Below are 25,387 nucleotides of genomic sequence, written 5' to 3' on the forward strand. Positions count from 1 at the left end.
GACGACCGCGGAGCGGCCGATCAGTTGGTCGGCGAGGGCGACGGGCTGGAGGTCTGCTCGGACGAGGGGAGGTACTGCTCGGGCATCGGCGAACCCGGGAACCACTTCTGGTAGAGCGTCTTCCAGGTGCCGTCTTCCATCGCGGCGCGCAGGGCCTCGTTCAGGGCGTCCTGGAACTCGCTCTTGTCCTTGGCGATGGCGAAACCGGCCGGAGCGTCGAAGGAGGGGATGTCGATCGCGTTCACGAGCCCGTACTGCGCGGCGTACTCCTTGGCCGCCTCGTAGTCGAGGAAGTGCGCGTCGATCGCTCCACTGTTGACGGACGAGATCGCGGCGTTGTTGTCAGGGAAGCGCACGAGGTCGGTGTCGGTGAAGTTCTTCACGGCGTAGGCCTCCTGCAGGGTGCCCTGCACGACGCCGAGGCGCTTTCCGTCGAGGTCGGCGACGTCGGCGATGCCGGCGGAGGGGCTGGCCATGACGGTGAGGTAGCCGGCGAGGTAGCCGTCGGAGAAGTCGACGGTCTTCTTGCGCTCCTCGGTGATGCCGATCGCGGCGACGCCCACGTCGAACTGCCCGTTGGCCACGGCCGCTAGCAGGCCCGAGAAGTCCTGGCCGGTGAAGACGACGTCGTCGACACCGATGCGCGAGGCGACGTCGCGGAAGAGTTCCACGTCGAAGCCGGTGAACTCACCCTTCTCGTCGGTGAACGTGTAGGGCTTGGAGTCGCCCAGGCTGGCCACGCGGATCTGGCCGGGGGTGATGAGCCCGTAGGGGTTGTCGTCGCCCGACGACGCGGCGGTGCCGGCGCAGGCGGTCAGGGCGACGGCGGTCGCGACGGCGACGACGGCGCCGAGGGCGGCACGGCGGAAGGTGCGGCGAATGGTCACGGAAAGGTCCTCTCGGATGCAGCTGTTCGGTGGTGCATAGGGGGTGGAGCGGCGGTGCTTCACGATGAGACCGGTCTCAATCCGGTAGAGTGAGACCGGTCTCAGTTCGTTTCCCGGAACCGTACGCGAAGATGACCGGAGACGTCAACTCTCGAACGGAGGACGAGTGAAGGCAGGCGACAACGCAGACGGCTCTTCCCGTCGCGAAGTGACCGTGGCCGACGTCGCCGAGGCCGCCGGCGTGTCCAAGGCGACCGCCGCCCGTGCCCTCGGCGACTACGGGGCCGTCAGTGACAGCGTGCGCGATCGCGTGCTCGCCGCCTCCGACAGGCTCGGGTACCGACCCAACGCCCTGGCCCGCACCATGAGCACGGGTCGCTCCAACACTCTCGGCATCGTCGTCGGCGACATCGAGAACCCGTTCTTCGCGCAAGCGACCCGGGGCGCGGCGAACGTGGCGCGGGCGGCGGGACTCGACCTCATCCTCTCCAACTCCGACGAAGATCCCGAGACCGAGGCGCAGGCGCTCTCGGTGCAGTTGGCCAAGCGCGTCGACGGGCTGCTCCTCGCGCCGGCCTCATCGACCGATCCCGCCAATCTCCGCAGCGTGCTCGACGCCGGACGTCCGGTGGTGCTCTTCGACCGCTCGGTCGCGGGCGTCGACGTCGACGCGGTGATCGCCGCGAACCGGAGCGGCGCACGCACCGCGACGAAGCTCCTCCTGGATGCCGGACACCGGCGCATCGCGCTGATCTCCACGCTCGACCACGAGGAGCCGTACCGCCTCGGCGCGACGCTGTCGATGTCGTCGGTCGCCGATCGCGTCGACGGGTTCATCAGTGCGCTCGCCGAGGCCGGGGTGGCCGACCCCGCCGCGTTCGTGCACCTGAACGCGCGGCGCGGCGGTGTCGCCGAAGTCGCGCGGCGGCTGCTCACCGGGGACTCGGGGGTGACCGCGATCATCGGCTCCGACAGCCTCATCGCGCTGCAGGTGTTCCGCGTCGCGCGCGAACTCGGGCTCGGCATCCCGCACGATCTCTCGCTGATCTCGTTCGACGACGCCGACTGGACCGGCGTGAGCACCCCCGGCGTGACGGTGATGGCCCAGCCCATCCGCGAGATCGGTGCCGAGGCCGCGCGCCTGCTCATCCGTCGCATCCGTGGCGACAACGCCCCGCCGGTCGTCCGCGTGCTCGATCAGCGGCTCATCGAGCGCGGGTCGGTGGCCGCGCCGCGGCGGTAGGCGCGCTCCCGCGGCAGGGCCGCGCCGTAGCGCAGGGCCGCGCCCCGGCGACGCCTCTCAGCCGCACCTCGGTACACTCTCCCGTGCCCGAAACACTCCCGACACCCGATCGCGAGGCCCGCCGCGTGGCATCCATCGATCCCGCCGAGCTCGAGATCGCCCTCCGCGTGCTCGACGCCGCAGCCTCGCTCGACCCCGAAGATCCGGCCTACATCGCGCTGCGCCGCCAGACCGGCAAGCTCTACAAAGACGTCAAGCGGCAGTCCCGCAAAGAGAAGCGCCAGCGGATCGCCGACGCCGACCGCGCGGTCGTCGCCGCCACCGCGACCGGCGCCCCCGACCGCATCGACGACGAAACGCGCGGCATCCCGCTCGCGACCCGCGTCGAGACGCCGTACGCGGGAGAGCTGATCAAGGCCCGCGCCTGCTACATCTGCAAAGAGGACTACACCCTCGTCGACGCGTTCTACCACCAGCTCTGCCCCGACTGCGCGGCGATGAGCCACGCCAAGCGCGACGCTCGCACCGACCTCACCGGCAAGCGCGCGCTGCTGACCGGCGGCCGCGCGAAGATCGGCATGTACATCGCGCTGCGGCTGCTGCGCGACGGCGCGCACACCACCATCACCACGCGCTTCCCGCGCGACGCGGTGCGCCGGTTCTCGTCGCTCCCCGACAGTGCGGACTGGCTGCACCGGCTCAAGGTCGTCGGCATCGACCTGCGCGACCCCGCCCAGGTGATCGGGCTCGCCGAGTCGGTGGCATCCGACGGCCCGCTCGACATCCTGATCAACAACGCCGCGCAGACCGTGCGGCGGTCGCCGGGGGCGTACAAACCCCTGGTGGATGCCGAACTCGCCCCGCTCCCCGACGGACCGCTGCCCGAGCTGGTCACCTTCGGTCACACCAACGACGCGCACCCGCTCGCGCTGGCGCAATCGGTGTCGGCGCACCCGATCCTGGCGTCGGCCGCGCGCACGGCCGAGGAGCTCACCGCCGAGGCGATGGCCGCGGGGTCGTCGTCGCTCGAGCGTCTGGCCGCGGGGACCGCGATCGACGCCGGCGGCCTCGTTCCCGACGAGGACCGCATCAACAGCTGGACGCAGCACGTCGACCAGGTCGAGCCCCTCGAGATGCTCGAGGTGCAGCTGGCCAACATGACCGCGCCGTTCCTGCTCGTCAGCCGACTGCGGCCCGCAATGGCGGCCTCGACGGCGCGGCGGAAGTACATCGTCAACGTCTCGGCGATGGAGGGCGTCTTCGGCCGCGGCTACAAGGGTCCGGGCCACCCGCACACGAACATGGCCAAGGCCGCGCTGAACATGCTCACGCGCACGAGCGCCCGCGAGATGTTCGAGAGCGACCGCATCCTCATGACCGCCGTCGACACCGGCTGGATCACCGACGAACGGCCGCACTACACGAAGGTGCGCCTGGCCGAAGAGGGCTTCCACGCCCCGCTCGACCTCGTCGACGGCGCCGCGCGCGTGTACGACCCGATCGTGCGCGGCGAGGCCGGTGAGGACCTCTTCGGCATCTTTCTGAAGGACTACCGCAAGGGCTCCTGGTGAGCTGACGCGGGCCCCCGCCCGCACCCGCCGCCCCACATCCGCAACGCCCGCACTCCTCTGGACAACTCGATTACTGATCCGTAATCTGGATCCAGTTACCGATCGATAACCCGATGGAGAGTTGTCATGGTGCCCACCTACCGCGCCCTCGTCGCCGACCTTCGCGAGCGCCGCGCGGAAGCCGCGCTCGGCGGTCCCGAGAACTCCCGCGAACGCCACGTGGCCCGGGGCAAGATGCTCGCCCGCGACCGCATCGACGCGCTGCTCGACCGGGGGAGTCCGTTCCTGGAGGTGGCGCCGCTCGCAGCCTTCGGGATGTACGGCGGGGACTGCCCGGCGGGGGGAGTGGTGGCCGGGATCGGGCTCGTGCACGGGCGGCACGTCATGGTCGTCGCCAACGACGCGACGGTCAAGGGCGGCACCTACTACCCGGTCACCGTGAAGAAGCACCTCCGCGCGCAGGAGATCGCCGCCGAGAACCGGTTGCCCTGCGTGTATCTCGTCGACTCGGGCGGGGCGTTCCTGCCGATGCAGGACGAGGTGTTCCCCGACCGCGACCACTTCGGCCGCATCTTCTACAACCAGGCGCGGATGTCGCGCGACGGCATCCCGCAGATCGCCGCGGTGCTCGGCTCGTCGACCGCGGGTGGGGCGTACGTCCCCGCGATGAGCGACGAGACCGTGATCGTGCGCAACCAGGGCACGATCTTCCTCGGCGGGCCGCCGCTCGTGAAGGCCGCCACGGGCGAGGTCGTGAGCGCCGAGGATCTCGGCGGCGGGGCGGTGCACGCGCGCGTCTCGGGCGTCACCGACCACCTCGCCGAGAACGACGCTCATGCGCTCGAGATCGTCCGCGACATCGTCGCGACCCTGCCGCCGATGCCGCCGTTGCGGGTCGCTCCAGAGGCCTCGCGCGCACCCGAGCACCCCGTCGAACAGCTCGAAGACGTCGTCCCGGTCGAGCTCACCGCCCCCTACGACGCCCGAGAGATCCTCGCGCGGATCGTGGATGCCGGCAGTACCCACGAGTTCAAGCGGGAGTACGGCGACACCCTCGTCACCGCGTTCGCTCGCATCGAGGGGCACCGCGTGGGCATCGTCGCCAACAACGGCGTGCTCTTCGGCGAGTCGGCGCTCAAGGGTGCCCACTTCATCGAGCTGTGCGACCAGCGCGGCATCCCCCTGGTATTCCTGCAGAACATCACCGGGTTCATGGTCGGTCGGGAGTACGAGGCCGGCGGCATCGCCAAGCACGGCGCGAAGATGGTCAACGCCGTGGCCTGCGCGTCGGTGCCCAAACTGACGGTCGTCGTGGGCGGTTCCTTCGGCGCCGGCACGTACTCGATGTGCGGTCGCGCCTACTCGCCGCGGTTCCTGTGGCTGTGGCCGGGCGCGCGTGTCTCGGTCATGGGCGGCCCGCAGGCGGCATCCGTCCTCTCCACCGTCCGCCGCGACCAGATCGAGGGCGGCGGCGGCGCGTGGTCGGACGAGGACCAGGCCGCGTTCGAAGCGCCGATCCGCGCGCAGTACGAGGAGCAGGGGAGCCCGTACTACTCCACCGCCCGGCTGTGGGACGACGGGATCATCGAGCCGAGCCAGACCCGTGACGTCCTCGCCCTCGCGCTCGACGTCGTCTCGCGCACGCCCCTCGACGCGCCGGGCTACGGCGTCTTCCGGATGTGATCGCCGTGTTCGACACCGTCCTCATCGCCAACCGCGGCGAGATCGCCTGCCGCATCATCCGCACGCTGCGCGGCCTCGGCATCCGCTCGGTCGCGGTGTACAGCGACGCCGATGCGGACGCCCGCCACGTGCGTCTCGCCGATGTCGCGGTGCGTCTCGGCCCGGCTCCCGCGGCCCAGAGCTACCTCGACGTCGACGCCGTGCTGCGCGCCGCGCGCGCGACGGGCGCGCAGGCGATCCACCCCGGGTACGGCTTCCTCGCCGAGAACGCGGGATTCGCGCGCGCGTGCGCGGCCGCCGGGATCGTCTTCGTCGGTCCGACCCCGGATGCCATCGCCGTCATGGGCGACAAGATCACCGCCAAGCACGCCGTCGAGGCCCGCGGGGTGCCGACCGTTCCGGGCGTCGCGCACGCCGGAATGACGGATGCCGAGCTGATCGGCGCCGCCCCGGGCGTCGGGTATCCGCTGCTGATCAAGCCCTCGGCCGGCGGCGGCGGCAAGGGCATGCACGTCGTCGAGGTCGAGAGCGAGCTCGCTTCGGCGCTCGCCGCGGCCCGGCGGGAGGCGGCCGCGAGCTTCGGCGACGACACGCTCTTCCTCGAGCGGTACGTGCGCACGCCGCGGCACATAGAGGTGCAAATACTCGCCGACGCGCACGGGGGCGTCATCCATCTCGGCGAGCGGGAGTGCTCGCTGCAGCGCCGGCACCAGAAGGTCATCGAAGAGGCGCCTTCGCCGCTGCTCGACGCCGCGACCCGCGCGCGGATCGGCGAAGCCGCGTGCGAGACGGCCCGCAGCGTCGGCTACCGGGGCGCGGGGACGGTGGAGTTCCTCGTCTCGGCCGACGCCCCCGAGGAGTTCTTCTTCATGGAGATGAACACGCGGCTCCAGGTCGAGCACCCCGTCACCGAAGAAGTCACGGGCCTCGACCTCGTCGAGCAGCAGCTCCGCATCGCCGCCGGCGAGCCGCTGACGGTGACCCAGGATGCCGTGACCCTGACCGGGCACGCGTTCGAGGCGCGCGTATATGCCGAGGACCCGGCATCCGGATTCCTGCCGACCGGCGGGCGGGTGACGCGCGTGCGGCATCCCGCCGGCGCGGGCATCCGCGTCGACACCGCGCTCGAGGACGGCCTCGACGTCTCGGTCGACTACGACCCGATGCTCGCGAAGATCATCGCGTGGGGCCCCGATCGCGAGAGCGCTCGCCGCCGGCTGGTCGCCGCGCTCGGCGACACCGCGGTGTTCGGGTTCCCGACGAACGTGGCGTTCCTGCGGGCGCTGCTCGAGGTGCCCGACGTGGTCGCGGGAACGATGGACACGGGGCTCATCGCCCGGGAGTCCGCCGGACTCGTGCCCGTGGCCGCGGACGGACGGGCGTTCGCCGAGGCGGCACTACTGCTCGACGCCGCCACCGCTTCGCCGTCGGGCGGCGCGTGGTCGCGGGGCGACGGCTGGCGGCTGGGACCCGCGGCCCCGCGCCGGTTCCGGCTGGCTGCGGCGGGCGCGGAGCGCGAGGCCGCCCTCGGCGGCTCCCCGCGGCATCCGACCCTCGTCGATGACACGGGTGAGCGACCGACGCGCGTCCGCGCGACCGACGACGGGCGGGTCTCGGTCGCCGTCGACGGCGAGGTCCGCACGTTCGCCGCCGAGGTCGACGCGGGCGGGGTCTGGCTCGCGCGCGACGGCGCCGTGCTGCGCGTCGAGATCGCCCGACCGCGGTACACGGCCGACGCCGCGGTGAACGCCGATCCTCTCGTCGTGTCGCCCATGCCGGGCAGCGTCGTCGTGCTGCGCGTCGCCGACGGCGACCGGGTCGAGGTCGGTGACGCGGTGGCGGTCGTCGAGGCGATGAAGATGGAGCACGTCGTGCGCTCCACGGTCGCCGGGCGCATCGCCCTCCGCACCCGTGTCGGCGACGTCGTGTCGCGCGGGCAGACCCTCGCCGTCATCGCGCCCGAGGCCGAGTGACCCGTGAACCTACGATGGATGCCGTGACCGCGACCTGGCGAGCGACGCAGAAGGCCTACCGCCGCGCATCCCTCATGCGATCGGCGGCCCGGCTCTTCGCCGAGCGCGGGTTCGCCGCGGTGTCGACCGTCGAGCTCGGCGAAGCCGTCGGCATGAGCGGCCCGGCGCTCTACAACTACTTCCCCAGCAAGGATGCTCTGCTCGCCGAACTCCTGACCGACGCCAGTGCACGCTTGCTCGACGGGTGCCGCGAGATCGTCGCGGAGCAGACCGCGCCCGCTGACACGCTGGCGCGGCTCGTGCGGTTCCACCTCGACTTCGCCACCGCCGACCCCGACACCATCCGGCTGCAGGACCGCGAACTCGCGCAGCTCGCGCCCGACGCCAACCACGAGGTGCGTCGCCTGCAGCGCGAATACGTGCAGGAGTGGGATGCCGTGCTCGCGCGGCTGCGTCCCCACCTCGGCGATGACGAACGTCAGACGCGGCTGCTCGCCACCTTCGGTCTGCTCAACTCGACGCCGCACAGCGCCGTGGCCGCGAACGCGTCGGAGATCCTCGCCGCCATGGCCTTGCGAGCCCTCGCGGGCGCCTGATCAGGCGGGCAGGAAGTACTCCCGCGCGAGCGGGGCGATCTCGAGCTCGGATGCCGTTGCGGCGGTGACCCAGCGGAGTTCCGCGATCTCGGCATCCGGGATCGGCCGCTGCTCGCCGATCTCGACACGGAACACCTCGGCGACCACCGCGAAGCCGGGCTCGTTCGCGGCCGAGGCGGTGAAGGATCCGAGGGACTCGAGGTCGGCGGGCGCGACGCGGATGCCGATCTCTTCGGCGAGTTCGCGCGCCAGGGTCTCGGCGGGTGTCTCGCCCGGCTCGGGCTTTCCGCCGGGCTGCATGAACGCGGTGGTCCCAGCCTTCCGCACGAGGAGCAGACGCCCGTCGGCGTCGGTGATGACCGCGGCGGACACGTGGATCAGGCGTGGGGAAGTGGCATCCGGGTTCACCCCCGCACGCTAGCACCCGCGCGGGCTTCGGCCGGGTCGCCGGCGAGCGCCCACGGGTGCCCGCGTCAGAGCGTGCCGCGGCGGATGCCGGTGACGATGGGCCGCGTCGAGGCCAGGGCTGCGGCCACGAGCGCGAAGCCCGCGACGAACGTGCCCGCGACCGTGGCCACCGACAGCGGCGCGGCGACGAGGCTCAGCCCCACGACCGGGAACGCCAGCACCGCTCCGAGAGCCGCCCCGCCGATCGCCGCCCACCGCAGCGGCACCATGACCGTCAGCCGGCGGGCGCGCCGCAGTTCGGCGTCCGGGATGCCGAGGCGATCGAGGCCCACGATGAGCTCGCGGTCCTCCAACGCCGCCGACGCCTGCGTGACGCCCACGGCGCACGCGAGGAGCACGAACGCGATCCCGAGGGTCACGAGCACTCCCGTGCGGATGTCGAGGAGCATCGTGTCGACGTCGCCGGAGAGGCCGACGAGCGCCAAGCCGCAGCCGGCCACCACGGCGATGAACGACACCAACGCCATGCCCGACACCCGACGCCACGCCGGACCCGCGTGCGCGGCGAGCTCGCGACCCGCGATGAGACGCGCAGCCGTGCGGGCGTTCCGGGCCATCGCGCGCCCGCGGGCGGCGATGATCGGCGCCCCCACGAGGTTCAGCAGCCCCAAGCCGGCGCCGAACAGCGCCAGCAGCACCGCCGTCGACGCGGCGGGCCCGAACACATCGACGTTGGCCACGGCCAGGACGACGAGCGCGATCAGGATGCCACCGACCACGAGCACCCACGTCCGCTTCGGCGGTGCCGACTGACGCGTGCGCACGCCGAGGGGCGTGACTGTCACCCGCCGCAGGCCCGCGGCGGCGCTGACGGCCGCGATGGCGATGACGACCGCGACGACCGCGGCGACGAGCAGCGGATCGGCGGCGACGGCCCCGACTCCGATCGGGCCGCCGAAGAAGGGCAGCATCCCGACCGCCGGCAGCAGCGCCGCGTACAGCACGACTCCCGCGAGGGCACCGATCGCGGCGGTGGCCGTGGCTTCCAGAACCGTCAACGACCAGATCTCGCGGCCGCTCGCGCCGAGGAGCCGCAGCGTCGCGAGCCGGTCATTGCGGCGGCGGCTGGACAGGCGCGCGGCCGCGGCGCCGAGCGTCGCGAGCGGGACGGCGAGCAGCACGAGGGCGAGGACGGCGAGGGTGCCGTAGAAGCCTCCCGCGACCGCCCGGGGGTCGACGAGGAACATGCGCGCCCCGCCGGCCACCACGAGGAGGAGAGCCGTGGTCACCGCGAAGGCGACGATCGGCAGCACCATCGCGGCCCGGCCCTGACGGCTCGGGCGCGACAGCATCCGGGCGAGCGGCAGGACGGCGGTCATCGCCCCGCCTCGCTCACGCTGTCGGCGGGGGTGCCGGTGGCCGCCGCCGAGTCGTCGACGATCCGTCCGTCGCGGAGCCGGACGATGCGCGAGCAGCGACGTGCGACGTCGGCATCGTGCGTGACCATCACGAGCGTGCGGCCCTGGCCGGTGGTCGCACCCAGCAGGGCGCGGAGCACCTCGGACGACGTGGCCGAGTCGAGGGCGCCGGTCGGTTCGTCGGCGAAGACCACCGGTGCGCCCGTGACCTGGGCGCGGGCGATCGCGACCCGCTGCGCCTGACCGCCCGAGAGCTGACCGATCCGGCGCTGCTCCAGGCCGGCGAGGCCGAGCGCGGCGAGCCACGCGGCCGCGTGCCGCTCGGCATCCTGTCTGCGCATTCCCTGCAGCAGCAGCGGCAGGGCCGCGTTCTCGACCGCGGTCAGTTCCGGGAGCAGCAGGTGTTCCTGGAAGACGAAGCCGAGAGCGGTGCGGCGGACCCGCGCGCGCTCGCCCTCGTCGAGGCCGACGAGTTCACGCGGCTCCACTCCCGGGGCGCTCAGCACGACCGACCCGGAGTCCGGTGGGAGGATCGCGGCGAGGCAGTGCAGCAGCGTGGTCTTGCCCGAGCCGGAGGCGCCCATGACCGCGACCGACTCCCCGGCGCGGATGGTCAGCGAGACGTCGTCGAGCGCGGCGACCTCGCCGTAGCGCTTGACCAGGCCGGAGGCGGTGAGCACGGGAGGAATGAGAGCGGACATGTCTCCATCCCACCGGGCCGTGGCATCCGGGGCGTCCATCGCAGGGAGTATCCGGGTCCATCGGAGGATCGATCCTCACGAGCCCGACAGCTGCGCCTCCGCGAGGATCTCGGCCCGGGGCCGTTCGTTCGCCGCGAGCGCGAGCCACGTCTCCACGACGGTGTCGGGGTTCAGCGACAGCGACTGGATGCCACGCGCCACCAGCCACTGCGCGAAGTCGGGGTGGTCGCTCGGCCCCTGTCCGCAGATGCCGACGTACTTGCCCTGGCGCAAGCACGCGTCGATCGCCATCCCGAGCAGGTGCCGCACGGCCGGGTCGCGCTCGTCGAACGCGGATGCCATGAGCGCCGAGTCGCGGTCGAGCCCCAGGGTCAGCTGGGTCATGTCGTTCGAACCGATGGAGAAACCGTCGAAGTACTCCAGGAAGCTCTCGGCGAGGATGGCGTTGGACGGCAGTTCGCACATCATCACGATGCGCAGGCCGTTCTCGCCGCGGCGCAGGCCGTTGGCGGCGAGGAGCTCGATGACGGCGGCGGCCTCGGCGACCGTGCGGACGAACGGCACCATGATCTGCACGTTCGTCAGCCCCATGTCGTCGCGCACGCGGCGGAGCGCCTCGCACTCCATGTCGAAGCACGCGCGGAACTCGGGAGAGACGTACCGGGCGGCGCCGCGGTAGCCGAGCATCGGGTTCTCCTCGTCGGGCTCGTACAGGGGACCGCCGATGAGATTGGCGTACTCGTTCGACTTGAAGTCCGACAGGCGCACGATCACCGGCTCGGGAGCGAAGGCCGCGGCGATCATCGACACGCCCTCGGCGACGCGCTGGATGAAGTACTCCTCGGGGGAGGGGTAGGCGGCGATGCGCGTGCGGATGTCGTCCGCGAGCGCGCCGTCGAGCCGGTCGAGTTCGAGCAGCGCCCGCGGGTGGATGCCGATCTGCCGGTTGATGATGAACTCCAGGCGAGCCAGTCCGACCCCGGCGTGGGGCAGCCGCGAGAACGCGAAGGCCTGGTCGGGGGTGCCGACGTTCATCATCACCTTGACGGGGGGTTCCGGCATCCGATCGAGCTCGGTCTGCTCCTCGGTGAAGGGCAGGATGCCGTCGTAGACGACGCCGTCGTCGCCCTCGGCGCACGAGACGGTCACCTCCTGACCGTCACGGAGGGCGTGCGTGGCGACACCGGTGCCGACGACGGCGGGGATGCCGAGCTCGCGCGCGATGATCGCGGCATGGCAGGTGCGGCCGCCGCGGTCGGTCACGATTGCCGAGGCGCGCTTCATGATCGGTTCCCAGTCGGGATCGGTCATGTCGGCCACGAGCACGTCGCCGTGGGCGAAGTCGGCCATCTGGTCGATCGAGCTCAGCACGCGGACGCGTCCCGCGCCGATGCGCTGACCGATCGCGCGTCCCTCGACGAGCACCGGGCCGCGCTCGGCGAGCACGAAGCGGCGCAGGACGTTCGTCGAGCGCCGCGACACGACGGTCTCGGGGCGGGCCTGCAGGACGTAGAGCTGCCCGTCGACGCCGTCCTTGCCCCACTCGATGTCCATCGGACGTCCGTAGTGCGCCTCGATCACGAGGGCGATGCGACCGAGTTCCTCGACCTCCGCGTCCGTGAGAGAGAACCGGCCCCGGTCCGCGGCATCCACCTCGACGAAGGCCGTGCTGCCGTCGACGTGCTGACCGTCGGTGTACCGCATCGCGATGGCCTTCTCGCCGACCGAGCGCTTGAGGATCGCGGGGCGGCCGGCGCGCAGCGCCGGCTTGTAGGCGTAGAACTCGTCGGGGTTCACGGCGCCCTGCACGACGGCCTCGCCGAGCCCGTACGAGCTCGTGAGGAACACGGCCTCGTCGAAGCCCGACTCGGTGTCGAGGGTGAACATGACACCCGAGGATCCGATGTCCGAGCGCACCATGCGCTGCACACCCGCGGAGAGGGCGACCTCGTGGTGGTCGAAACCGTGGTGCGCGCGGTAGGCGATCGCGCGGTCGTTGTAGAGCGAGGCGAACACGCGACGGATCGCCTGGAGGATGTTCTCGATGCCGCCGATGTTGAGGAAGGTCTCTTGCTGCCCCGCGAACGAGGCATCCGGCAGGTCTTCGGCGGTGGCACTCGACCGGACCGCCCACGTCACGGCCTCGGGGTCCGCTTCGTCGGCGACGAGCGCGGCGTAGGCGGTGCGGATGTCGGCCTCGAGGTCGGCCGGGAACGGCTGTTCCTCGATCCACGCGCGCACCCGGGAACCGAGCTGGCTCAGGGCCGCGACGTCGTCGACGTCGATGCCGTCGACAGCGGCGCGGATGCGGGCGTCCAGACCCGCGTGGCCGAGGAAGCGCCCGAAGGCCTCGGACGTCGTGGCGAAACCCGGGGGGACCCGTATGCCGGCGGATGCCAGGTGCGAGACCATCTCGCCGAGCGAGGCGTTCTTGCCGCCGACCCGGGCGAGGTCGGTCATACCGATCTCGTCGAAACGCAGGATGTTGGTCATGGGGTGGGCCTTTCGTGGGGTCGGTCGCGCAGGTTCATGGACTGCAGGATCACGGCGGACATCTCCTCGACGCTCCGGGTCGCGGAGCTGAGGAAGGGGAGGCGGGTACGGCGGTAGAGGTCTTCGGCGCGGCGGATCTCGAGGGTGCACTGCGCGAGGCTGGCGTACGTCGAGTGCGGGCGCCGCTCATGCCGCACCTGGCTGAGGCGCAGGGCGGTGGTCGTGAGGCCGAAGCATCGGTCGGCGTGCGGCGCGACGATGCGGGGCAGGCCGTCGGTGGGGAAGTCGTCGTCGGTGAGCGGATAGTTGGCGACCAGGAGCCCGTAGTGCAGGGCGAGGTACATCGTCGTGGGCGTCTTGCCGCAGCGGGAGGGCGCCACGATGATCACGTCGGCGCTCGCGAGGTCGCGACCGCTCTGGCCGTCGTCGTGTTCTATGGCGAACTCCACGGCACGCATGCGGCGGAAGTACTGCTCGAGGTCGCCGAGGCCGTGGTACTGCCCGGCGCGCGTCTCGGCGGTCGCGCCGAGCTCGGCCTCGAGCTCGGTGAGATGCCCGGCGAGCAGGTCGATGACCACCGCGGCGGCATCGGCGAGGCGCGCCCGGATGCCGGCATCCTTGACCGTGGCGAACACGATCGGGGCTTCTCCCGCCGCGGCGGCGCGGTGCAGGCGCGCGACGACCGCCTCGACCGCGGTGACGCTGCCCACGAACGGCACCGTGTGGCGCTCGAATCGCGCCCCGGGGAAGTTGGCCAGCAGGGCGCTGCCGAGCGTTTCGGCCGTGATACCGGTGCTGTCCGACACGAAGAACACCGCGCGTGCGCCGGTGGCGCGCGCGGCGGAGGTGTCGAAAGGTGGGGCCATGGGATGACGTTAGGGTGTGAAATCGGGGTCTTCTCGCCCTCATCGCGATAAAGATCCACGGATCTTGCGATCCTGCTAAGAGACTGAGCGACGTCGATGCGGGACCGGCTCGGTGATCCGACCGCGCGGACGTTCTCCCTTCGTCTCCCGTTCGACGATCGGTAAGTCAGCCCGGGCACGTCGGACACACGGGTCCGACACAGTGAAGAGCCGAGAGGGGGTCCGGATGTCGCTTGCCTGGGTGATCGCGCTGGCTCTCACCGCGACCGCGTCGCCGGCGCCCGTCGCCCCGACGGCGGTCCCCGACTCCCAGATCATCGTCGTGCAGGTCCCCGCGCGAGGACGGGAGACGCCGTCCCCGTCGCCCACCACGACGCCGTCCCCATCGCCCACGACGCCGGGCCCCGCCGCTTCGCCGCCCTCGGCCACCCCGAACACGGAGGGTCGCCTTCCGGCCACCGGATGGGATGCCGCCGCCCTCGCCGTCGCGGTCGCGCTGGGTACCGCGGCCCTCGCCGGGGGCATCGCGCTCGCCCGCTCCCGTCGCCGACGCGTCTGAGACGCCGCCGACGAGCCGGCGGCGTCAGTCGATCCAGAGGACGATGCCGCGCTGCCCGGTGAGGACGGAGGCGACGCCCGCGCGGACGGCCGCGCCGGCGCGCTCCGGGGTGAACGACGCCGGGTCGTACGCGGATGCCGTGCCGAGGCCCTCGCCGCGGTAGGCGGCCCCCGTCCAGTCCACGGCGGTGACGTTCTCGGTCGGTTCGGCGAGCTCCGCGCCGACGATGAGGAACTGCCGGTCGAGGTGGTTCGCGGTGACGGTGGAGAGCGGGTCGACGAGGGCATCGCCCGCGCTGATGATGAGGTCGGGGTTCAGCCGCATCGCCGCGACTGCGCCGTCGATCATGTTGTTGTCGGCGTGCACGACCTCGAGGTCGGCCGCCGTCTCGTCCGCCCAGTCCTGCACCGCGCGGACGAGGACGGCGGTCGGGGCGTCGTCGCCGACGGTGAGGAGCACCACGCGGTATCCCGCGGGGGCACGCACCCCGTCCCACGATCCCGGCGCGGGGGAGTGCGTCGACTCGGGCGCCGGAGGCGTCGCCGGAGAGAAGCCCGCGGCGGGCGTCCCGATCGGTGCCGGGTCCGCGCGCACCTCGCTCCATCCGGTCGCGGCGGTGCAGCCGGCCAGCATCGTCACCAACGCGAGCGTCGCCGCCGCCGTCGTCATCCTGCGTCTCACGGCTCCACCCTCTGCGACGCGGGTGGCGCGCGGGCGAACGCCGGGCACACGTTCCGTTTCCGTTCGCCCCACCGCGCACAACCGTTCACACCCGAGGAGCAGCCTCGACGCGGAAAGGTCCTCATGTCTGCAGTCACTCGGCGCGTGCTGCGCGTCCTCCTCTTCGGCGCGGGCATGGTCGCGCTCCTCGCCTCCGCGTCGCCCGCCTCGGCGCACGGCATCCTCTCGGTGGTCTACGCCGACCTCTCCAGCGGTGGCCCGGGTGTCGTGCGGGCAGAGCTGCAGGTCGAGTACGACCTGTTCGTGGTCTCGGCCGCCGACGCGGCGCACGAGGACCCGCTCTTCCGCGAGGGTATCGCCGCGTTCGAGGCCGAGGACTCCGCCGCGCAGGTCGCGGCGTTGCAGGCGCACCGGGACGCGGTCTCGGCCTACGTGGCCGAACGTTTCCGCATCGACGCCGGAGGGGCGAGCTGTGTGCCCGCGCTCGCGGACGACATCACGATGACCCGGCAGGACGGCGTGCCGTACGCGGTGCTCGACCTGGACTACGCGTGCCCTCCGTCCGAGAACGGCCACGAGGTCGTCTCGACGCTCTTCCCCGACGACGAGGGATTCGTCTCCGACACAAAGACGATCCTCACGTACGCGCTCGACCTGCACGAGGGCAGCACGGTCCTGGATGCCGAGCACCCCTCGTTCACCACGGCGCAGACGACCCTGGAGCGGTTCTGGGAGTTCTTCCGGCTCGGCGCCGAGCATCTGCTCACCGGGATCGACCACATCCTGTTCCTGCTCGCGCTCATCGTCGGCTCGCGGCGGCTGCGGGAAGTGGTCATCGCCGCGACGACCTTCACCGTGGCGCACTCGGTGACCTTCATCCTGGCCGCCACGGGGGTCGTCTCCGCGCCCGCCGAGATCGTCGAGCCCACGATCGCGCTGTCGATCGCCGTCGTCGGCGCCTGGTACCTGTGGCGTCAGTGGCGCGGGGGGAAGGTCGACCAGGACCTCTCGGACGCGCACGGATTCCTGCGGTTGGATCGCGCGGGGTGGGTGCGCGTCGGCGTCGTCTTCCTCTTCGGTCTCGTCCACGGTCTGGGCTTCGCCTCGGCGCTCGGCATCGACCAACCCTGGTCCTGGACGCTGCTGTGGTCGCTGCTCGTGTTCAACATCGGGATCGAGGCGGTGCAGATCGGCATCATCGTGCTCGTCTTCCCCCTGCTCGTCCTCCTGCGCCGACGCGCCCCCCGCATCGGCGTCTGGGCGAGTGGACTGCTGGCCGTCACCGTCACGGTCGCCGGGCTGATCTGGTTCGTGCAGCGCATCCTGGGCATCGAGTGACGGGCGTTGCGCCACGCGATAGGTGTGCTGAGTCAAGCATTCACGTGATGGACACCGGGCGGGCGGAGCGTGGAGGGGCCCGCCCCACCGCGGGCCCCCACCTAGAGAAATGGACAGCCATGTTCCTCACCGCATCGACGTCGCACGGGGCGCACACGCGTCGCCGTGTCTCGTGGATCGCAACGGCGGCCGTTGGCGTCTCGCTCGTGCTTTCGGGCGCAGCGACGGCTCCGGCAGCCCTGGCCGACACCACGGCCAGCCTCTCCGGCATCATCCTCGGTGTCGGAGCCGACGAATCGCAGCGCATCGTCACCTGGTACTCCTCTGCCGACACCGCCCAGACGGTGCAGATGGCTCCCACCTCGGCGCTCGTGAACGGCGAGTTCCCCGCCTCGGCGACCACGTTCTCGGCATCCGGTACCGCCAACATCGTCTCGAGCGGCGGTTACAACCGTCACGCAACCATCACCGGTCTGACCGAGAACACCGCGTACTCGTACCGGGTCGGCTCGGAAGGCAACTGGTCGTCGACCTACGCGTTCGCGACGCGGTCGTTCGAGGGCGACTACGACTTCCTCTTCTTCGGTGACCCCCAGATCGGCTCCTCGGGCGACGTGTCCAAGGACCAGGCCGGGTGGCAGGACACCATGAACGTCGCGGTCGGCGCCAACCCGAACACCGAGCTCCTCGTCTCGGGCGGCGACCAGGTCGAGAAGGCCAACATCGAGCCCCAGTGGGACGCGTTCCTCGCGCCCGACCAGCTGCGCCAGTACCCCTGGGTCGCGACGATCGGCAACCACGACGTGGGCGGCAAGGCGTACGAGCAGCACCTCTACACCCCGAACACGGACCGCTCCGCGGAGTACTACCGCAAGGGCGCCTCGAGCATCGAGACCGAGTCCGGCGGCGACTACTGGTTCATCTACAAGGACACGCTGTTCATCGACCTGAACAGCAACAGCTACGCCACCTCGCAGGGTGGGGGCGGCGACGACGCGCACGTGGCCTACGTCACCGACATCGTGAACAAGCACGGCGCGGAGGCGAAGTACACCGTGCTCGTCTACCACCACGCGATCTACTCGGCCGCGGCGCACGCCAAGGACTCCGACAACAAGGTCCGTCGCGTCGACTTCCCGACGGTGTTCTCGAACCTCGGCGTCGACCTGGTGCTCCAGGGCCACGACCACGTCTACACCCGCAGCTACGAGATCAAGAACGGCGTCAAGGCCAACCCCGACGAGAAGCCGGGCCAGGACGAGGTCTTCCAGGGCCCGGGCGGCGTCGTGTACGTCACCGCCAACTCGGCCTCCGGGTCGAAGTACTACGACATCACGGCGCCGGACGACAGCGGCACCAGTGGTGCCGGCAACGGTGCGGACCCGCTTAACCCGAGCAGCTACTGGTACAACTCCGTGCAGAACCAGGAGCACGTCCGCACGTACGTCAAGGTCCAGGTGAAGAAGGACCAGCTCGTCGTCCAGAACATCCGTTCCGGCGACTGCTCGGCCCCGAACGCGGCCGTCGAGCTGAACCGCGTGGTGTGGTGCGGTCCCGAGAACGGGACGCAGCCGGCCGAGGCGGTCGGTTCGATCCAGGACGAAGTGACCATCCACCCCAACCACGGCGACGGCCAGGACATCCAGGTCGACGTCCCCACGGGCGCTCCCGGTGAGTTCGGCTGGACGATCAACGGGCACAACGGTCTCGTCGACCTCGGCACGGCGGAGGAGAAGAACTTCCAGTACTTCCAGGCCACCGGCGAGATCAACCCGATCACCGTGACCGACACCCGCCGCAGCAAGGCCGCCTGGTCGGTCTCGGCGTCGGTGGGCGAGTTCGTCGACGGCGACAAGAAGATCGAGGGCAAGTACCTCGGATGGTCGCCGAAGGTCGTCACGCCGGGTGCCGGTGCCGTCGCGGGTGACCCCGTGGGCTCGGGCTACGACGGGGGCGACGGTCTGTCGACCTCGCGTTCGCTGAGCTCGGCCCCCCTGGGCCACGACCGCGGCGCCGGAGTCGTCGGTGCCGACCTCGACCTGAAGATCCCCAACTCGATCGACAAGGGTAGCTACCGCGCGACCCTGACCCTCACCGCGCTGGCCGGCTGACCAGCGAACCGGACCGGCGGGGAGCGACCCTCCCCGCCGGTCCCTCCCGAAGGACCCTCATGAACCGTTCTGCCCGCACCCCCCGCCTCGTCGCCGTCACCCTCGCGCCGCTCCTGGCCGCCGCCGCCGCGCTGATCGGCGTGCCCCCCGCGGCCACCGCGGCCACGGACGACGTCACGTGGACCGTGCGCACGGCATCCAATGCGCTCGGCGCGGACCGCACGAACTTCTCGTACGTCCTGAACCCGGGCGCGCACCTCGACGACGGCATCGTCGTCGCCAACCGCGGCACCGAGCCGGTCGAGCTCGACGTGTACGCCGCGGACGGCTACACGACCTCGACCGGCGCGCTGGACCTGCGCCTGGCGACCCAGGAGCCGGTGGGCGTCGGCGCGTGGATCGTCGTGCCGCAGCATCACGTGACGGTGCCCGCGGGGCAGACCGTCGAGGTGCCCTTCACCGTCGACATCCCCGCGAACGCGACTCCGGGCGACTACGCCGGCGGGGTCGTGACCTCGCTCACCGTCGCCGACCAGTCGGCCAACGTCAACGTCGACCGCCGACTCGGCATCCGTACCGGCATCCGGGTGGGCGGCGACCTCGCGCCCGCGCTGAGTATCGACGACGTGAGCGTCGACTGGGACGGCGGCGCCGTGCCGTTCCTGCTCGGCGACGCGACCGTGCACTACCGCGTGCACAACGCGGGCAACGTCTCGCTCAGCGCGGACGAGGCCGACGCCGTCGCGGGCCCCTTCGGCTGGGGACAGGTCTCGGCCGTCCCCGGTGACGCCGCGCCCGTGCTCCTTCCCGGGGAATCGTGGCAGCGTGACGTGCGCATGCCCGCGGTGGCCGCGATGGGCGTGGTGTGGGCGTCCGTCACCGCGACTCCCACCGTCACCGACGCCTCGGGCTCGACCACCGATCTCGCTCCCGTCGTCGCCTCGGCGATGGGGTGGGCGGTCCCGTGGCCTCTGCTCGTCGTCGTGCTGCTGATCGTCGCGGCGGCCGTCTTCGGACCGCGATGGGTGCGGGCCCGCCGTCGCCGTCGCCAGGACGCCGAAGATGCGCGGGTCGCCGCGGCCGTGGCCCGGACGCTCGCCGAGAACGAGGACGTCTCGACACCCGCGGGCTAGGGTCCGCGATATCTCGACATCGGCGCACACGGAGGGCGCCCAGCCGCCGAGGAATAGACTGGATGCCATCGACACCGTCTCTCCGGGGCCTTCTGTGACCACTTCCGCTTCTGCGCGCGCCTTCGACGTGCGCCACGTCCAACTCGCGCGCGCCCTGTTCGCCGCTCTGGCCGCGGTCATGGTCACGTTCTCGTCGGATCACTCCGCGGCGGTCGGCTCCAGCGTGTTCAGCGGATTCGCCCTCGCGACGGCGCTCGTCCTCGTCCTCTCGGCGTGGCTGGTCTTCCCGAGCGGCCAGCGGTCGACGCCTCTTCTCCTCGCCGTCGTCACCGGTGTCGCCGGACTCGCGGCCAGCATCGGGACGTGGCGGTCGACGACGTTCTTCTTCGTGCTCGTCATCGTGTGGGCGATCCTGTCCGGGGCGGTCGAGATCCTCGGTGCAGTGCGGGATCGGCGTGCCGGGCGGTCGGCAGCCGTCGCCCGTGACGGGCTCACCGTCGGCATCCTGACCCTGGTGCTCGCGCTCGCCTTCCTGCTCACCCCGATGCAGTACACCTACGACTACTCCATCGAGGGCGCCGGGTCGTTCACCCTCACCGGGATCGTCATCGCCGTCGGCATCTTCGGCGGATACGCGGCCATCGTCGCCGTCTACCTTGCGATCGCGGGGTTCTCGCCGCGCCGCAGCGAGCCGGTTCCGGTCGCACCCGCCGAGGAGGCCGCATCATGACGGACAAGCCCACACGCCGCGACCTCATGAAGCCCGTCCAGCTTCTGGGGCTCGCCCTCGGCGCCGCCGTGTTCGCCGGAGTCGTCACTCTCGTGTCGATGGGGGCGTTCCAGGCCCGCCCCGCCGAAGAGATCCAGCGCGCGCTCGTGATCGGCGGCATCGCCGCCGGTGTCACCTTCATCGTCGTGCTCGTCAGCGTGGCGCTCCTGTTGCTCGCCGTCGACCCCGCGCAGGTGACGAAGCAGGTCGACCGTCCCCTGCTCGTCCCCCAGGACGACGAGCCCGACGCGGCGGATGCCGCCGAGGCGCCGAAGCGCGACGACGAGCCCGAGGCTCCGCGCAGCTGACCCTCAGACCCGTCGCGGGTCGATCATCGTCATCCCCGCGGGGGCGGCGGAGTCCATCGCGGGCAGCAGCCGTGCCGCCTCGTCGAGGCGGACGACCCGTTCGATGAGGTCGTGCGGGCGCAGCGCTCCCCCGACGATGAGGGCGAGCATCTCGGGATAGTCGACGGCGGCCATGCCGTGACTTCCGAGCACGTCGATCTCCCACGCGATCACCCGCGCCATCGGCATGGGTGTCATCCCGTCGGCGGTGGGAAGCAGCCCGATCTGCACGTGCCGACCGCGCCGACGCAGGCTCAGCACGGCGTCGCGCGCGGTCTGCGCGCTGCCGACGGCGTCGATCGAGACGTGGCTCCCACCCGAGGTCATCGCGGCGACCGCCGCGGGCACGTCCGCGCCGTCGGCGAGGATCGTGTGCTCTGCGCCGAGGCGTCGCGCCACCTCGAGCGCCGCGGGAGTCCGGTCGACAGCGATGACGCGGGCGCCCAGGGCGGCGCCGATCATGACGGCGCTCAACCCCACGCCCCCGGCCCCGACGACGGTGACCCACTCCCCGGCGCGCACGCGCGCGCGGGCGGTCAGGGCGCGGAAGGCGGTGGCGAAGCGGCATCCGAGGGCCGCCGCGGCTTCGAACGAGACCGCATCGGGGATGCCGACGAGGTTGGTGTCGGCGGATCGCACGACGACGCGTTCGGCGAAGGAGCCCCACTGCGTGAAGCCGGGCTGCTCTTGGCGCGGGCACACCTGCGCGTTGCCGGTCCGGCACCACTCGCAGTCGCCGCAGCCCATCACGAAAGGCACCGTCACGCGGTCGCCCACGGCCCAGTCGCGCACGCCGGCCCCGACCTCGACGATCGCGCCGGCGAACTCGTGCCCGGGCACGTGGGGGAGCGCGATGTCGTCGTGGCCGACCCACGCGTGCCAATCGCTCCTGCACAGCCCCGTCGCGTGCACCTCCACCACGACGCCGCCCGTCGGAGCGGTCGGAGAGGGCACCTCGCGGATCTCGAGGGGCTGGGCCTCGGCATCCATGATCATCGCGCGCATGGCATCCATTCTCCCGGGCACGCCCGCCGCCGCTCTTCGCGAGGAACGCGATTCCCGCAGGGAAACGCGTTGCCTCGGCGTTGCCTGCCGGAAATCGCGTTTGTCGGCGGCTTACAGCGAGTCGACGACCCGCGACGCCAGACCCGCGTACGTCGCGGGGGTGAGCGCGAGCAGGCGCTCCTTCGCGGCGTCGCCGATGTCGAGGCCCCGCACGAACTCCGCGAGCTCGGGCCCGCCGACGCGGCGTCCGCGGGTGAGGTCCTTCAGCAGGGCGTAGGGGTCGGTGATCTGCGAGCGGCCCGCGGCGATCTCGGCGCGCACGACGGTCTGGATTGCTTCGGCGAGCACTTCCCAGTTCGTGTCGAGGTCGGCCAGCAGCACGTCCTCGGCGAGCGAGATCTCGGTGAGCCCCCGCTGCAGGTTGTCGAGCGCGAGCAGGGAGTGGCCGAAGGCGACGCCGATGTTGCGCTGCGTCGTGGAGTCGGTGAGGTCGCGCTGCATCCGGCTCGTGACGAGGGTGGATGCCAGGGTCGCGAACAGTCCGCCCGAGATCTCGAGGTTCGCCTCGGCGTTCTCGAAGCGGATCGGGTTGATCTTGTGCGGCATCGTCGACGAGCCGGTCGCTCCGGCGACGGGGATCTGCGTGAAGTACCCGAGCGAGATGTACGTCCAGATGTCGGTGGCGAGGTTGTGCAGGATGCCACCCGCGTGGCGTGCGCGGTCGTACAGCTCGACCTGCCAGTCGTGCGACTCGATCTGGGTCGTGACCGGGTTGAAGCCCAGGCCCAGCGACTCGATGAAGGCGTGGGTGAGCTCGGGCCAGTCGACCTCGGGCTCGGCGGCGACGTGGGCCGACCACGTGCCCGTGGCGCCCGAGAACTTCGCGAGGTACTCGCCGGCATCCAGCTGACGGATGACACGATCCAGGCGCCACGCGAAGACGCCGATCTCTTTGCCCATCGTGGTGGGTGTCGCGGGCTGGCCGTGCGTGCGGGAGAGCATCGCGGCATCCCGGTGCTCGACGGCGAGCTCGAGGAGGGCCGCGGTGACGCTCCGCAGCTTCGGGAGCCACACGCGCTCGACCGCGCGCTGCACGGTGAGGGCATAGGCGGTGGAGTTGATGTCCTCGCTCGTGCAGGCGAAGTGGGTCAGCTCGGCGAGGGCCGTCAGTCCGAGGCTGTCGAGACGGTCGCGCACGAGGTACTCGACGGCCTTGACGTCGTGACGGGTGACCGCCTCTTTCTCTTTGAGCCAGGCGATCTCGTCGGCGCCGAACTCCTCGTACAGCGCGCGCAGCCGGGTGCGGTCGTCGTCGCTCACCGGCGACGTGCCGAACAGCGATCGGTCGGTGAGGGCCAGGAGCCACTCGACCTCGACCTCGACGCGGGCGCGGTTGAGCCCGGCCTCCGAAAGGTAGTCGCCGAGTTCGGCGACGGTGGCGAAATAGCGGCCGTCGAGCGGGCTGAGGGGCTGCGGGGGCAGAGAGGACACGGGTCTCCCGGGGGTCGAGCGAACGGGTCAGCCCGCGGAACGGATGGCGGGCTCGAGCTGCCGGAACAGGGCCCTGCTGGCGCGTTCGATCATACCGAGCACCTCGTCGAACATCGGGGGCCCCGCGTAGTACGGGTCGGGGACGTCGAGGGTCTCGGCATCCGGAAGGAACGACAGCAGCAGAGCGATCTTGTCGGCGTCGTCGTCGTGCCGGGCCCAGCCGCGCAGTACGCGTTCATGGCTGCGGTCGAGGGCGACCACGAGGTCGTTGCGCTCGAAGTCCGAGAACTGGAACTGCCGCGCGCGGTGGGCCGCGCCGTCGTAGCCGAGACGATCCAGCGCCGCGAGGGTGCGGTGGTCGGCGCGCTCGCCGACGTGCCAGTCGCCCGTCCCGGCCGAGGTCGACACGACCCGCGAGCCGAGGCCGGCGGTGTCGGCCATACGCCGGAACACCACGTCGGCCATCGGCGACCGGCAGATGTTGCCGCTGCAGACGAAGACGACGCGGAAGGGCGCGTCGGCACTCGCGGTCATCCCCCCATTCTGTCGGGGACGGGCGCTCAGCGCATCAGCGATGTGACCGGTCGTCGCGGCTCGGCCGGAACAGGCCGCCGAGGATCGCGTTGATGATGCCGATCAGCAGCGCCGCGACGACCGTGAGCCAGAACTCCCCGGTGCGCAGTCCCCAGTCCCAGTTCTCGGTGATGATCGCCGTCAGCCACAGCAGGAAGCCGTTGATGACGAGCGAGATGAGCCCGAGGGTCAGGATGTAGAGCGGGATGGCGACGACCTTGACGATCGTGCCGATGATGCCGTTGACGAGGGCGAAGATGAGCCCGACCAGTAGCAGGGTCAGGGCGACCTGCAGCCCCTCGCCGGGGGCGAACGGGATGAGCCTCACCTGCAGGGCCGGGATCAGCGTGACGATCCAGATGGCGAAGGCGTTGACGGCGACGCGGACGACGAAGCGCATGGACCCATCGTGGCACGGGGGTCTGACACGCGCACGGGGGTCGCGGATAGGCTCGGCTCGTGAGCGAAGAGCCGGTCCTCCCCCGTATCCGCCCCGAGATCGCCGCCCTCCCCGCCTACCGGCAGGGACGACAGGCCAGCCCGGACGCGTTCAAGCTGTCCAGCAACGAGAACCCCTTCGAGCCGCTCCCCGGGGTCCTCGACGCGGTCCGCGCGGCGACGGCGATCAACCGCTACCCGGATGCCACGGCCGCACGGCTGCGCGAACGGCTCGGCGCCCGCTACGGGGTGTCGCCCGACGACGTGCACGTCGGAGCCGGAAGCGTGTCGCTGCTCGCGCAGCTGCTGCTCGCCGCGGCGGGCCCCGGCGACGAGGTGGTCTACGCCTGGCGGTCGTTCGAGGCCTACCCCTCTCTCGTGGCCGTGTCCGGCGCGACGAGCGTTCAGGTGCCGCTGACGGCGGATGCCCGCCACGACCTGCCCGCGATGGCGGCCGCGGTCACCGAGCGCACGCGCCTGATCATCGTCTGCAGCCCGAACAACCCCACGGGCCCGACCGTCGGCTTCGATGAGTTCACGACGTTCGTCGAGGCGGTCCCCGCCGACGTCCTCATCGTGCTCGACGAGGCCTACGCCGAGTTCGTGACCGATCCGGATGCCGTCGAGGGCCACCGCGTCCGCGCGCTGCTCGCGCGCCCGAACGTCATCATGCTCCGCACGTTCTCGAAGGCCTACGGTCTCGCAGGCCTGCGCGTGGGCTACGCGATCGGACACACCCGTGTCCTCGACGCCGCGCGCAGCACCGCGATCCCGCTGTCGGTGACGGCCGCGGCCGAGGAGGCGGCGCTGGCGAGCCTGGATGCCGAGAGCGAGCTGCTGCACCGCGTCGCGGTCCTCGCCGAGCGGCGCGACGCCCTCGTCGCCCGCCTGCGCGAGACCGGCTGGGACGTCCCCGACGCGCAGGGCAACTTCGTGTGGCTCCCCGCGGGCGACCGCGCCCTCGAGGTCGCCGCGGCGTTCGAGGAGGCCGGGCTCATCGTGCGGCCGTTCGCGGGCGACGGCGTCCGCATCTCGATCGGCGAGGAGGAGTCGATCGACCGTCTGGTCGAGGTCGCCGCCTCGGTCGCTCCGCGCTGAGTCGC

23 protein-coding genes are annotated in these 25,387 nt (G+C 71.5%); 12 read left to right on the forward strand and 11 right to left on the reverse strand.

The annotated features are described in order from the left end of the window. Positions 1-20: 20 nt before the first annotated feature. On the reverse strand, positions 21-881 hold the full coding sequence (locus AC3E6M_RS01635; RefSeq protein WP_490528961.1) for an ABC transporter substrate-binding protein: 861 nt from the start codon (positions 879-881) through the stop codon (positions 21-23). Between the two features lie 172 nt (positions 882-1,053). On the opposite strand from AC3E6M_RS01635, the gene AC3E6M_RS01640 reads away from it, so the two are divergent. The 5 genes from AC3E6M_RS01640 to AC3E6M_RS01660 all read left to right on the forward strand — a co-directional run bounded on the left by AC3E6M_RS01640 (position 1,054) and on the right by AC3E6M_RS01660 (position 7,953). Further along, positions 1,054-2,130 (forward strand): LacI family DNA-binding transcriptional regulator, encoded by a 1,077-nt coding sequence (locus tag AC3E6M_RS01640; RefSeq protein WP_490528875.1) that lies wholly within the window; start codon positions 1,054-1,056, stop codon positions 2,128-2,130. Between the two features lie 83 nt (positions 2,131-2,213). Further along, entirely contained in the window at positions 2,214-3,701 is a 1,488-nt protein-coding gene (locus AC3E6M_RS01645) for an SDR family NAD(P)-dependent oxidoreductase (protein WP_490528876.1), read from the forward strand. 126 nt (positions 3,702-3,827) lie between these two features. Further along, a complete protein-coding gene (locus AC3E6M_RS01650; protein ID WP_490528877.1) occupies positions 3,828-5,384 on the forward strand; it encodes a carboxyl transferase domain-containing protein in 1,557 nt (518 codons plus the stop codon). Beyond that, the gene (locus AC3E6M_RS01655; RefSeq protein WP_490528962.1) at positions 5,384-7,357 is read left to right on the forward strand and encodes an acetyl/propionyl/methylcrotonyl-CoA carboxylase subunit alpha; all 1,974 of its coding nucleotides are present in this window, start codon (positions 5,384-5,386) and stop codon (positions 7,355-7,357) included. The genes AC3E6M_RS01650 and AC3E6M_RS01655 overlap by 1 nt, the downstream gene beginning before the upstream one ends. A gap of 14 nt (positions 7,358-7,371) precedes the next feature. After that, positions 7,372-7,953 (forward strand): TetR/AcrR family transcriptional regulator, encoded by a 582-nt coding sequence (locus AC3E6M_RS01660; RefSeq protein ID WP_490528963.1) that lies wholly within the window; start codon positions 7,372-7,374, stop codon positions 7,951-7,953. Here AC3E6M_RS01660 and AC3E6M_RS01665 read toward each other — a convergent pair whose 3' ends face one another. The 5 genes from AC3E6M_RS01665 to AC3E6M_RS01685 all read right to left on the reverse strand — a co-directional run bounded on the left by AC3E6M_RS01665 (position 7,954) and on the right by AC3E6M_RS01685 (position 13,839). Further along, positions 7,954-8,361, reverse strand: coding sequence for an NUDIX hydrolase (locus tag AC3E6M_RS01665; protein ID WP_490528878.1), 408 nt, complete (start codon positions 8,359-8,361; stop codon positions 7,954-7,956). A gap of 65 nt (positions 8,362-8,426) precedes the next feature. Beyond that, the gene (locus AC3E6M_RS01670) at positions 8,427-9,740 is read right to left on the reverse strand and encodes an FtsX-like permease family protein (RefSeq protein ID WP_490528879.1); all 1,314 of its coding nucleotides are present in this window, start codon (positions 9,738-9,740) and stop codon (positions 8,427-8,429) included. Further along, positions 9,737-10,480, reverse strand: a complete 744-nt coding sequence (locus tag AC3E6M_RS01675) for an ABC transporter ATP-binding protein (protein ID WP_212743520.1) — start codon at positions 10,478-10,480, stop codon at positions 9,737-9,739. Before AC3E6M_RS01675 ends, AC3E6M_RS01670 begins: the two co-directional genes overlap by 4 nt. Before the next feature lie 75 nt (positions 10,481-10,555). Beyond that, a complete protein-coding gene (gene ppsA, locus AC3E6M_RS01680) occupies positions 10,556-12,973 on the reverse strand; it encodes a phosphoenolpyruvate synthase (protein WP_138176076.1) in 2,418 nt (805 codons plus the stop codon). Beyond that, positions 12,970-13,839: a pyruvate, water dikinase regulatory protein gene (locus AC3E6M_RS01685; RefSeq protein WP_490528880.1), complete on the reverse strand. Its 870-nt coding sequence runs from the start codon at positions 13,837-13,839 to the stop codon at positions 12,970-12,972. Before AC3E6M_RS01685 ends, ppsA begins: the two co-directional genes overlap by 4 nt. A gap of 226 nt (positions 13,840-14,065) precedes the next feature. On the opposite strand from AC3E6M_RS01685, the gene AC3E6M_RS01690 reads away from it, so the two are divergent. After that, complete coding sequence (locus tag AC3E6M_RS01690; RefSeq protein WP_490528881.1) at positions 14,066-14,398, forward strand: hypothetical protein; 333 nt, start codon at positions 14,066-14,068, stop codon at positions 14,396-14,398. Between the two features lie 24 nt (positions 14,399-14,422). On the opposite strand, the gene AC3E6M_RS01695 is transcribed toward AC3E6M_RS01690, so the two are convergent. Beyond that, the gene (locus AC3E6M_RS01695) at positions 14,423-15,079 is read right to left on the reverse strand and encodes a type 1 periplasmic-binding domain-containing protein (protein ID WP_490528882.1); all 657 of its coding nucleotides are present in this window, start codon (positions 15,077-15,079) and stop codon (positions 14,423-14,425) included. A gap of 123 nt (positions 15,080-15,202) precedes the next feature. Here AC3E6M_RS01695 and AC3E6M_RS01700 point away from each other — a divergent pair, with 123 nt between their 5' ends. The 5 genes from AC3E6M_RS01700 to AC3E6M_RS01720 all read left to right on the forward strand — a co-directional run bounded on the left by AC3E6M_RS01700 (position 15,203) and on the right by AC3E6M_RS01720 (position 20,738). After that, complete coding sequence (locus AC3E6M_RS01700; RefSeq protein WP_490528883.1) at positions 15,203-16,417, forward strand: HupE/UreJ family protein; 1,215 nt, start codon at positions 15,203-15,205, stop codon at positions 16,415-16,417. A 119-nt stretch (positions 16,418-16,536) separates the two neighbouring features. Continuing rightward, entirely contained in the window at positions 16,537-18,528 is a 1,992-nt protein-coding gene (locus tag AC3E6M_RS01705; RefSeq protein ID WP_490528884.1) for a purple acid phosphatase family protein, read from the forward strand. A gap of 59 nt (positions 18,529-18,587) precedes the next feature. Beyond that, entirely contained in the window at positions 18,588-19,661 is a 1,074-nt protein-coding gene (locus tag AC3E6M_RS01710; RefSeq protein ID WP_490528885.1) for an NEW3 domain-containing protein, read from the forward strand. A gap of 94 nt (positions 19,662-19,755) precedes the next feature. Further along, entirely contained in the window at positions 19,756-20,391 is a 636-nt protein-coding gene (locus AC3E6M_RS01715; protein ID WP_252371007.1) for an acyl-CoA synthetase, read from the forward strand. Next, positions 20,388-20,738, forward strand: coding sequence for an amino acid transporter (locus AC3E6M_RS01720; RefSeq protein ID WP_138176080.1), 351 nt, complete (start codon positions 20,388-20,390; stop codon positions 20,736-20,738). Before AC3E6M_RS01715 ends, AC3E6M_RS01720 begins: the two co-directional genes overlap by 4 nt. A 3-nt stretch (positions 20,739-20,741) precedes the next feature. On the opposite strand, the gene AC3E6M_RS01725 is transcribed toward AC3E6M_RS01720, so the two are convergent. The 4 genes from AC3E6M_RS01725 to AC3E6M_RS01740 all read right to left on the reverse strand — a co-directional run bounded on the left by AC3E6M_RS01725 (position 20,742) and on the right by AC3E6M_RS01740 (position 24,246). After that, a complete protein-coding gene (locus AC3E6M_RS01725) occupies positions 20,742-21,782 on the reverse strand; it encodes a zinc-dependent alcohol dehydrogenase family protein (RefSeq protein WP_490528886.1) in 1,041 nt (346 codons plus the stop codon). A 111-nt stretch (positions 21,783-21,893) separates the two neighbouring features. Further along, entirely contained in the window at positions 21,894-23,273 is a 1,380-nt protein-coding gene (purB, locus tag AC3E6M_RS01730) for an adenylosuccinate lyase (RefSeq protein ID WP_138176084.1), read from the reverse strand. Between the two features lie 27 nt (positions 23,274-23,300). Beyond that, positions 23,301-23,807, reverse strand: coding sequence for a low molecular weight protein-tyrosine-phosphatase (locus AC3E6M_RS01735; RefSeq protein WP_138176086.1), 507 nt, complete (start codon positions 23,805-23,807; stop codon positions 23,301-23,303). 34 nt (positions 23,808-23,841) lie between these two features. Beyond that, complete coding sequence (locus AC3E6M_RS01740; protein ID WP_138176088.1) at positions 23,842-24,246, reverse strand: phage holin family protein; 405 nt, start codon at positions 24,244-24,246, stop codon at positions 23,842-23,844. Positions 24,247-24,305: 59 nt separating this feature from the next. Between AC3E6M_RS01740 and AC3E6M_RS01745 the strand changes: the two genes are divergently transcribed. Continuing rightward, positions 24,306-25,382 carry a histidinol-phosphate transaminase gene (locus AC3E6M_RS01745; RefSeq protein ID WP_490528887.1) on the forward strand — a complete coding sequence of 359 codons (1,077 nt, stop codon included), beginning with the start codon at positions 24,306-24,308 and terminating at the stop codon, positions 25,380-25,382. Positions 25,383-25,387 lie beyond the last annotated feature (5 nt).

It is taken from the genome of Microbacterium sp. SCPM-O-B-15248 (M128) (assembly GCF_058214835.1).

Excerpts from the sequence above, each read along its gene's own strand:
- AC3E6M_RS01660 (WP_490528963.1), top strand. The coding sequence starts at position 7,372 with ATGGATGCCGTGACCGCGACCTGGCGAGCGACGCAGAAGGCCTACCGC.
- AC3E6M_RS01650 (WP_490528877.1), top strand. The coding sequence starts at position 3,828 with ATGGTGCCCACCTACCGCGCCCTCGTCGCCGACCTTCGCGAGCGCCGC.
- AC3E6M_RS01710 (WP_490528885.1), top strand. The coding sequence starts at position 18,588 with ATGAACCGTTCTGCCCGCACCCCCCGCCTCGTCGCCGTCACCCTCGCG.
- AC3E6M_RS01720 (WP_138176080.1), top strand. The coding sequence starts at position 20,388 with ATGACGGACAAGCCCACACGCCGCGACCTCATGAAGCCCGTCCAGCTT.
- AC3E6M_RS01700 (WP_490528883.1), top strand. The coding sequence starts at position 15,203 with ATGTCTGCAGTCACTCGGCGCGTGCTGCGCGTCCTCCTCTTCGGCGCG.
- AC3E6M_RS01685 (WP_490528880.1), bottom strand. The coding sequence starts at position 13,839 with ATGGCCCCACCTTTCGACACCTCCGCCGCGCGCGCCACCGGCGCACGC.
- AC3E6M_RS01725 (WP_490528886.1), bottom strand. The coding sequence starts at position 21,782 with ATGCGCGCGATGATCATGGATGCCGAGGCCCAGCCCCTCGAGATCCGC.
- AC3E6M_RS01705 (WP_490528884.1), top strand. The coding sequence starts at position 16,537 with ATGTTCCTCACCGCATCGACGTCGCACGGGGCGCACACGCGTCGCCGT.
- AC3E6M_RS01735 (WP_138176086.1), bottom strand. The coding sequence starts at position 23,807 with ATGACCGCGAGTGCCGACGCGCCCTTCCGCGTCGTCTTCGTCTGCAGC.
- AC3E6M_RS01690 (WP_490528881.1), top strand. The coding sequence starts at position 14,066 with ATGTCGCTTGCCTGGGTGATCGCGCTGGCTCTCACCGCGACCGCGTCG.
- AC3E6M_RS01670 (WP_490528879.1), bottom strand. The coding sequence starts at position 9,740 with ATGACCGCCGTCCTGCCGCTCGCCCGGATGCTGTCGCGCCCGAGCCGT.
- AC3E6M_RS01675 (WP_212743520.1), bottom strand. The coding sequence starts at position 10,480 with ATGTCCGCTCTCATTCCTCCCGTGCTCACCGCCTCCGGCCTGGTCAAG.
- ppsA (WP_138176076.1), bottom strand. The coding sequence starts at position 12,973 with ATGACCAACATCCTGCGTTTCGACGAGATCGGTATGACCGACCTCGCC.
- AC3E6M_RS01740 (WP_138176088.1), bottom strand. The coding sequence starts at position 24,246 with ATGCGCTTCGTCGTCCGCGTCGCCGTCAACGCCTTCGCCATCTGGATC.